9 protein-coding genes are annotated in these 8,311 nt (G+C 60.5%); 3 read left to right on the top strand and 6 right to left on the bottom strand.

Going from position 1 to position 8,311, the window contains the following annotated elements; genetic code table 11:
• The 6 genes from AC1DLB_RS13900 to ppc form a co-directional block, all read right to left on the bottom strand.
• Nucleotides 1-154 (bottom strand): isocitrate lyase/phosphoenolpyruvate mutase family protein (locus tag AC1DLB_RS13900; protein ID WP_477785140.1); only part of this gene is annotated, 154 nt, incomplete at its 3' end.
• 31 nt (nucleotides 155-185) lie between these two features.
• Nucleotides 186-1,046 (bottom strand): DUF72 domain-containing protein, encoded by an 861-nt coding sequence (locus AC1DLB_RS13895; RefSeq protein ID WP_138867658.1) that lies wholly within the window; start codon nucleotides 1,044-1,046, stop codon nucleotides 186-188.
• Complete coding sequence (locus tag AC1DLB_RS13890) at nucleotides 1,043-1,348, bottom strand: hypothetical protein (RefSeq protein WP_018926672.1); 306 nt, start codon at nucleotides 1,346-1,348, stop codon at nucleotides 1,043-1,045. The genes AC1DLB_RS13895 and AC1DLB_RS13890 overlap by 4 nt, the downstream gene beginning before the upstream one ends.
• Nucleotides 1,349-1,626: 278 nt before the next feature.
• Nucleotides 1,627-2,301, bottom strand: a complete 675-nt coding sequence (tsaB, locus tag AC1DLB_RS13885) for a tRNA (adenosine(37)-N6)-threonylcarbamoyltransferase complex dimerization subunit type 1 TsaB (RefSeq protein ID WP_477744506.1) — start codon at nucleotides 2,299-2,301, stop codon at nucleotides 1,627-1,629.
• A gap of 93 nt (nucleotides 2,302-2,394) precedes the next feature.
• Nucleotides 2,395-3,042 carry an adenylate kinase gene (gene adk / locus AC1DLB_RS13880; protein ID WP_018926674.1) on the bottom strand — a complete coding sequence of 216 codons (648 nt, stop codon included), beginning with the start codon at nucleotides 3,040-3,042 and terminating at the stop codon, nucleotides 2,395-2,397.
• A gap of 303 nt (nucleotides 3,043-3,345) precedes the next feature.
• Nucleotides 3,346-5,976 (bottom strand): phosphoenolpyruvate carboxylase, encoded by a 2,631-nt coding sequence (gene ppc, locus AC1DLB_RS13875; protein ID WP_477785139.1) that lies wholly within the window; start codon nucleotides 5,974-5,976, stop codon nucleotides 3,346-3,348.
• A 235-nt stretch (nucleotides 5,977-6,211) separates the two neighbouring features.
• Between ppc and AC1DLB_RS13870 the strand changes: the two genes are divergently transcribed.
• The 3 genes from AC1DLB_RS13870 (at nucleotide 6,212) to lptF (ending at nucleotide 8,087) form a co-directional block, all read left to right on the top strand.
• On the top strand, nucleotides 6,212-6,556 hold the full coding sequence (locus tag AC1DLB_RS13870; protein ID WP_477785138.1) for a pilin assembly protein: 345 nt from the start codon (nucleotides 6,212-6,214) through the stop codon (nucleotides 6,554-6,556).
• 287 nt (nucleotides 6,557-6,843) lie between these two features.
• Nucleotides 6,844-7,242, top strand: a complete 399-nt coding sequence (locus AC1DLB_RS13865) for a DUF4398 domain-containing protein (RefSeq protein WP_477785137.1) — start codon at nucleotides 6,844-6,846, stop codon at nucleotides 7,240-7,242.
• 56 nt (nucleotides 7,243-7,298) lie between these two features.
• Entirely contained in the window at nucleotides 7,299-8,087 is a 789-nt protein-coding gene (lptF, locus tag AC1DLB_RS13860) for a lipotoxin F family OmpA-related lipoprotein LptF (protein ID WP_064616253.1), read from the top strand.
• The last annotated feature ends 224 nt before the right edge of the window (nucleotides 8,088-8,311 follow it).

Here is an 8,311-nt window from a genome sequence, read left to right as displayed (position 1 = left end):
AGGCATAACCGGCGCTGGTGGTTGCCAGTGCCTCGAAGCCCAGGCTGGCAAGCATTTTCGCTGAGCCGGCGTCCCAGGGGTTGGGAATGACAAAGGCGCCCTCGCGTTCGTGCAGTGCTTTGAACGCCTGGGCTCGAAGGGTTTGCGCATCCATTGGCAGACTCCTGAAAAAGGGAAAACCCGCTTCAGAGCAAACCAAGTTGCTCGGCGGCGGGTTCTCTGTATAGCTCAGGCAGCGGCGGCAAGCCAGGCAAACGCTGCATCAGTTGTGCGTGAAAACGTTGTGCCAGTTTCGCCGCCAGCAGGTTATCGGCGGTGTGCAGAAAGATATACGGCGTGCGGCCCTCTTCGATCCAGACGGCGATTTTCTCGACCCATGGCACCAGGAACGGATCGTTGGCTTCCAGTTCGGGGTGGCCGATGAAACGCACCTGTGGAAACTGAGTGAACGCCGCAGGGCGAGGCGGCACCCTGGGCTTTTTCGATTGGGCGTGGAGTACCGAAGGATCGGTCGAGGTGCAGCTGAACAGCGCGCGCGGATCGAGGCAGATGCGCTCGACGCCACGATCCAGCAGCAGGCGATTGAGCATTCGCTCGGCATCGCCCTTGGCAAAGAACTCGTCATGCCGCACTTCGACCGCCAACGGCCGGTCCACCGCATCAATAAAACCGGCCAGTTCCGACAGTCGTTGCGGGGTGAAGCTTTTGGACAATTGCAGCCACAATGGCGAAACCCGCTCCCCCAGAGGGCTGAGCAATTGCAGGAAAGTTTCTGTGGCGGTCAATTGTTCGCGCAGGTCACCGCTGTGGCTGATATCGCCGGGGAATTTGGCGGTGAAGCGAAAGTGTTCGGGCATGGTCTCGGCCCAGCGCTGCACGGTGGCGGCAGCCGGGCTCGCGTAGAAGGTCGTATTGCCTTCCACGGCGTTGAACACTTGAGAATAAAGATCAAGAAACTCGGCGGGCCTGGCGTCCTGTGGATACAAGTAGTCGCGCCAGGCGTTTTCGCTCCAGGACGGGCAGCCGAGGTAATAAGGCAGCATCAGATGTACAGGTCGAGACCCAGCACATCCGCATCCCAGTCGACAAAAGTGGCCGTGCTCAGGTAACTGGCCAGTGCCATCGCCACGCTTTTGCTCATGGCGCGGTGATAAATCATGTCTTGTTGACGCGCGGGAAGATTGCTCAGGCGTTGCGCGGAGGCTTTGGCGGCGCGGGCGGCCAATTGCTCTTCGGTAGGGAATTCCAGCTCGCCGTCGACATCGACGGAGTCATCCTCAGACACATGGCCTTTACGAGGCTTGCGCTTGATTGGGTAGGACTGGGAGGAAACGCCGTCTATACGCATAAGTGCATGCTCGGTATCGATGATGGCAGTTTAGTGGCGCATTACCCACTTCGCAAACCGCCGAGTGATAACTAGAACACAGAAAAGCGAAAAGGTTTAAAAGCGGCGGGCAGAAACTGATGATTAGCTGCGGTTGGAACACTTTGTGGCGAGGGAGCTTGCTCCCGCTGGGCTGCGAAGCTGCCCCCCACGCGCAGTCAGATACATCGCGCCGTCAGGTTCTACGGCTGCTCCGCAGCCGAACGGGAGCAAGCTCCCTCGCCACAGGACCGTGTGGATTAACGCGCTTTAGGGGTCGCGACTTTATCGCGCAAATACACCGGCTGCGCCTGATCGGCCATGATCGCTTCACCGCGTTCCCAGGCGAAACGCGCCAGGGTCAGCAAATCTTCGGCGTGGGGCAGCATGCTCGCGTCCTGGCCGCTCAGGTTCACTGCAATACGCTCGGCATAACCCCAACCGGTGCCCGCGCCGAACCACTCGCCGCTGGCATCGACCGGCAACGCGGCGGCTTCCGGTGGCAATACCGCTTCGTTGCCCACCAGCCGCATCTCCCCCGCCGTTTCGCGGTAGCAGCCCCAATACACCTCATCCATACGCGCATCGATGGCTGCCGCGACCTGGCTGACGCCGTGTTCGCGATAAGCCCGCTGGGCGAGCACCGCGAGGTTGGAGACCGGCAACACCGGACGGTCCAGCGCAAACGCCAGCCCTTGCACCACGCCAATGGCGATCCGCACACCGGTAAACGCGCCCGGCCCACGACCGAACGCAATGGCGTCGACCGCTTGCAGCGTGGTCCCGGCATCGGCCAGCAGTTGCTGAATCATCGGCAACAGCTTCTGCGCATGCAGGCGCGGGATCACCTCGTAATGGCTCGTGACCTTGCCGTCATGCAGCAAGGCAACGGAGCAAGCTTCAGTCGCGGTGTCCAGGGCCAGCAAGGTGCTCATCGATGTATCCGTAAGAGAGGTCAGAAAAAGTGCGCCAGTATAAACAACTACGGCCCGCAAGCGGGCCGTAGAAGATGAAGCCGATCAGACTTTTCAGCTCAGTGCTTCAAGCACCTTGCCGGTAATCGTTTCAACCGAGCCGACACCCGGAATATGGCTGTACTTCGGCTTGCCCTGAGCAGCGGCCAGGCCTTGGTAGAACTCCACCAGAGGTTTGGTCTGGGAGTGGTAGACCGACAGGCGATGACGCACGGTTTCTTCGGTGTCGTCCTTGCGCTGCACCAGCTCTTCACCGGTGATGTCGTCTTTACCGGCGATTTTCGGCGGGTTGTACACGGTGTGGTACACGCGGCCGCTGGCCTCGTGAACGCGACGACCGGCGATACGCTGAACGATCTCTTCGTCATCGACGGCGATTTCGACCACGTTGTCCAGTTCCACGCCAGCTTCTACCAACGCTTCAGCTTGCGGAATGGTGCGCGGGAAACCGTCGAACAGGAAACCGTTGGCACAGTCAGGCTGCGCAATACGGTCCTTGACCAAAGCGATGATCAGATCGTCGGAGACCAGACCACCGGCATCCATGATGCTTTTGGCTTTGATGCCCAGCTCGGTGCCGGCTTTTACAGCAGCACGCAGCATGTCACCGGTAGAGATTTGCGGAATGCCGAACTTTTCGGTGATGAACTTAGCCTGAGTACCTTTACCGGCCCCGGGAGCTCCCAGCAGAATGACGCGCATTAGATGTGCTCCTCAATTTTTTATTTAGAATTACTTAAACAAAACAAAGGATTCGCCTCGTAGGGCCAATCTCAAAAAATAGGGTCGTGACCGCCCAAACGGCCAAAGGCTGATCAAGATACACAGCAGGCCCTGCCCACACAAGCCGCCGAAAGTCGGAGAAACCTGCGCAGGACGTGCCCTTTCGAAGGGGTACCCCAAGTCGCAACCCCGTCATTAACTGTCGCCTGACAGACCTTCTCAACCGCTCGCCGACAGGCACTCGACGCTCGCGCCAGGTGCCTGTTCCCTATGACGAAAACCTTAGCCGGTATTTCGCAAACCGGCGGCAATCCCCGCCACAGACACCAGCAACGCCTGTTCTACCGGGCTGCCCTGCGCTTCATCCTGCTGCCGCGAACGGGCCAACAGTTCGGCCTGCAATAGATGCAGCGGGTCGAGGTAGGTGTTGCGCAGGCGGATGAATTCAAGGGTGTCTGGGCTATGTGCCAGTAGCTGGGACTGACCCGTCAGCCCCAGGACCACCGCACAGGCCTGCGACAATAGGTCGCGTAAATGCGCACCCAAAGGGAGCAGATCCGGCTCGACCAGGCGCTCGTCGTAAGACTGGGCGATATCGGCGTCGGCCTTGGCCAGCACCATTTCCAGCATATCGATGCGGGTGCGGAAGAACGGCCATTGCTCGCGCATCTGCCCCAGCAGCTCCCCTTCGCCGCGCTCCAGCGCCTTGCTCAGCGCCGTTTCCCAGCCGAGCCAGGCCGGCAACATCAGGCGCGTCTGGGTCCAGCCGAAAATCCACGGAATGGCGCGCAGGCTTTCGATGCCGCCGGCGCGGCGCTTGGCCGGGCGGCTGCCCAACGGTAAGCGCCCCAACTCCTGCTCCGGGGTGGACTGGCGGAAATACTCGACGAACTGCGGATTTTCCCGCACCACGGCGCGGTAAGCCTTGACCCCATCGGCGGCCAGTTCGTCCATCAAATGGCGCCAGGCAGGCGTAGGAGGTGGTGGCGGCAGCAAGGTCGCTTCCAGCACCGCCGCCAGGTACAGATTGAGGTTTTGCTCCGCGATGTCCGGCAGGCCGAATTTGAAACGAATCATTTCCCCCTGCTCGGTGGTGCGGAAACGCCCCGCCACCGACCCCGGCGGCTGCGACAGAATCGCTGCGTGCGCCGGGCCGCCACCACGGCCCACGGTGCCGCCACGGCCGTGGAACAACAGCAGCTCCACTTGTTGCTCCCGGCAAATATCCACCAGACGCTCCTGCGCCCGATACTGCGCCCAGGCCGCCGCCGTAGTGCCGGCGTCCTTGGCCGAGTCGGAATAACCGATCATCACTTCCTGCGGCCCTTGCAGGCGCGAGCGATAACCCGGCAGCAACAACAGCTTTTCGATCACCGGGCCCGCGTTATCGAGGTCGGCGAGGGTTTCGAACAGCGGCACCACGCGCATCGGCCGCAACACGCCGGATTCCTTGAGCAGCAACTGCACGGCCAGCACGTCGGAAGCGGCGCCAGCCATGGAAATCACATACGAGCCGAGGGAAGCCCCCGGCGCGGCAGCGATTTCCCGGCACGTCGCCAGCACTTCGGCGGTGTCGGCAGACGGCTTGAAGTAGGCCGGCAGCAACGGCCGGCGATTGTTCAGTTCGCGCATCAGGAAGGCGATGCGCTCCTCTTCGTTCCAGTCCTCATAACGACCCAGGCCGAGGTAATCGGTGATTTCGGTCATGGCTGCGGTGTGGCGCGAGGAGTCCTGTCGCACATCGAGGCGCACCAGAAACAGCCCGAACGTCACCGCTCGGCGCAGGCAGTCGAGCAACGGGCCATCGGCGATAACGCCCATGCCGCATTCATGCAGCGAGTGGTAACACAGCTCCAACGGGTCCAGCAGGTCGCGGTTGTTTTGCAGCACATCGGCGGACGCCGGCGTGGTGGCCGTCAGGGAGGCCTGGGCCCAATTACGGGTTGCGCGCAGGCGCTCACGCAGCTGTTTGAGTACCGCGCGGTAAGGCTCGGCGCTGTCGCCAGCCTTGGCTTTCAGGGCGTCGCTGGCCTGTTGCATCGACAATTCGGCGGCGAGGTGATCGACATCGCGCACATACAAATCGGCAGCCATCCAGCGAGCCAGCAACAATACTTCGCGGGTCACGGCGGCGGTGACGTTGGGGTTACCGTCACGGTCGCCGCCCATCCACGAGGCGAAGCGAATCGGTGCGGCCTCCAGCGGCAGATGCAGGCCAGTGGCGGCATGCAGGGCCTGGTCGGCTTTGCGCAAATAGTTGGGAATCGCCTGCCACAACGAATGCTCGATCACCGCAAAGCCCCACTTGGCTTCGTCTACAGGTGTCGGGCGGGTGCGGCGGATTTCTTCGGTGTGCCAGGCTTCGGCGATCAGGCGCTGCAAGGTGGTCTTGATCTGCTCGCGCTCGGCGCTGGTCAGGTCGCGATGATCCAGGGCCGCCAGTTGCGCGGCGATCGCGTCGTATTTCTGGATCAGTGTGCGTCGCGCCACTTCGGTGGGGTGCGCCGTCAATACCAGCTCGATGTCCACCCGCCCCAATTGCCGGGCCAGGGATTCGGCGTCATGCCCCRCAGCCAACAGGCGAGTGAGCAGCTCCGGCAACACCCGGGCCTCGAACGGCGCGGGTTGTGACTCTTCGCGGCGGTGAATCAGCTGATATTGCTCGGCGATATTGGCCAGGTTGAGGAACTGGTTGAACGCCCGCGCCACCGGCAGCAATTCGTCCTCGCTCAACTGGTTGAGGCTGGCGCTGAGTTCGGCATCCATCGAACCGCGACGGTCGGCCTTGGCGCCTTTGCGGATTTGCTCGATCTTGTCGATAAAGCCATCCCCGTACTGCTCGCGAATGGTGTTGCCCAATAGCTCACCCAACAGGTGAACGTCCTCGCGCAAGCGTGCATCAATATCGGTCATCAGCAGTTCTCCAGCGAAAATCCGGGCGGCTATGCTTTAGATGTTAGAGGCTTTGAAATAGAAGCCTTGTCATTAGAGAGTGCCGTTGTAAAGCGGTTCTTACAAGCAGACGGCAAGGGGCCGTCAAACTTCAAGCCTTGCAGCTAGTCTCAACACAAGCCGTACAACGGCTTACCACCGGCCACCGCCGGACACTCACCCGGCCTGCCATGAGCAGGTGCGTAATGAGGTCATTATGAAAATCCGCGAGCTCGCCAAGCACTKGGAAGAAAACGCCAAGGGTCGCCTGACCGACACTGGCTATACGATTCGTCTGGACGTGGAAGCCGCCGCACGGCTGGCGGCGATTATCGATATGTACCCCAAACGGCACCCTGAAGAACTGCTCGGAGAATTGATCGGCGCCGCCCTGGAAGAGCTCGAAGCGAGCTTTCCGTATGTGAAAGGGTCAACGGTGGTCGCCACCGATGAAGAAGGCGACCCGCTGTACGAAGACGTCGGTCCAACCCCGCGTTTTCTCGCCTTGTCCCGTCGTCACTTGCACGATTTGTCGACCGAAAACGACAAGCCAAAACACTGATTTGCGCGTCTTGCTCCCCTTCCAGAAATACGTATTTCCTGGCCCGTGCAGGGCCGGAAATCCCCCTGYGCACGACTAAAGTTCCCGATTTAGAGCCTTGTCCGTCAGCTCAAAGTTTTTTCGGGCGAAAGGCCATTTTCTCTGAACTTTTAAAAAACGCCTCGGGTCAACCCAGTAACCACGCCTGGGACGGCCGTTTCAAAATGCTCTGGAAATCGAAGGTTGCGGCTCCTTGCCCAGGATGGATTCAGATGTATTTCAGGAGTTATCCAACGGAGTTGAAAACCATGAAGACCAGCACTGCTTCATCCTCGTCCACCCACCTGCGCGGTCTCAAACTGGCGGCCCTGRCCATCGGCAGCAGTTTGGTTCTGGCCGGATGCGCCGGCAACCCGCCCACCGAGCAATACGCCGTGACTCAATCGACCGTGAACAGTGCCGTCAGCGCCGGAGGCACCGAATTCGCCGCGGTGGAAATGAAGTCCGCTCAGGACAAGCTCAAACAAGCCGAAATCGCCATGCACGACAAAAAGTATGACGAAGCCAAAATGCTCGCCGAACAGGCCGAGTGGGACGCCCGAGTGGCAGAACGCAAAGCCCAGGCGATGAAAGCCGAACAGGCTGTAAAGGACTCACAGAAAGGTGTTCAGGAACTGCGTCAGGAAAGTCAGCGCACCGTGCAGTGAGCGCGCATCCCGATTTTCAGGCCTGACACTTTTATCGATAGAAAGGACGAACCGTTATGCGCAAACAACTGATGATACCCGCCCTCCTGGCCGCAAGCATTGCACTGGCTGCCTGCGCCACACCGCCCAACACCAACCTGGAGCAAGCCCGTACCAACTACGCCGGCCTGCAAGCCAACCCGCAAGCCAGCAAAGTCGCGGCACTGGAAACCAAAGACGCCAGCGATTACCTGGACAAGGCCGACAAGGCTTATCAGGACAAGGAAGACCAGAACAAGGTCGACCAACTGGCTTACCTGACCAACCAGCGCGTTGAAGTGGCCAAGCAGACCATCGCCCTGCGCACCGCGGAAAATAACCTGAAAAACGCCGCGGCTCAGCGAGCCCAGGCGCGTCTGGATGCCCGCGACCAGCAGATCAAACAATTGCAGGCCAGCCTCAACGCCAAACAGACCGATCGCGGCACGCTGGTAACGTTCGGTGACGTGCTGTTCGCCACCAACAAGGCCGACCTGAAACCCAGCGGCTTGGTGAACATCAACAAACTGGCGCAGTTCCTTCAGGAAAACCCCGACCGTAAAGTGATTGTCGAAGGCTACACCGACAGCACCGGCGCGGCGTCGTACAACCAGTCGCTGTCCGAGCGCCGCGCGACCTCGGTGCAAGTGGCCCTGATCAAGATGGGTGTCGACCCGGCGCGCATCGTGGTCCAGGGTTATGGCAAGGAATACCCGGTGGCCGAAAACACCAGCGTCTCCGGCCGTGCGATGAACCGTCGGGTGGAAGTGACCATTTCCAACGACAACCAGCCGGTGATACCGCGTTCGGCTGTCAGCTCGAACTAAGTTTCACCTGCTGAAACACAAAAGCCCCGCCTGATCGGATCAGGCGGGGCTTCTTATTGATCGAACACTTGTCTTGGGGCCAAGCAACCCTGTGGCGAGGGGGCTTGCCCCCGTTCGGCTGCGAAGCAGTCGTGAAACCATCMCGCAAGGTGTACCTGACAAAACGCGAATGCAGGTTTTAGGGCCGCTTCGCGACCCAACGGGGGCAAGCCCCCTCGCCACAA

Source organism: Pseudomonas sp. 05N434, from assembly GCF_056396965.1.
The sequence above is the reverse complement of the archived record's forward strand: the minus strand, read 5'-3'. Positions and strand labels throughout refer to the sequence as shown.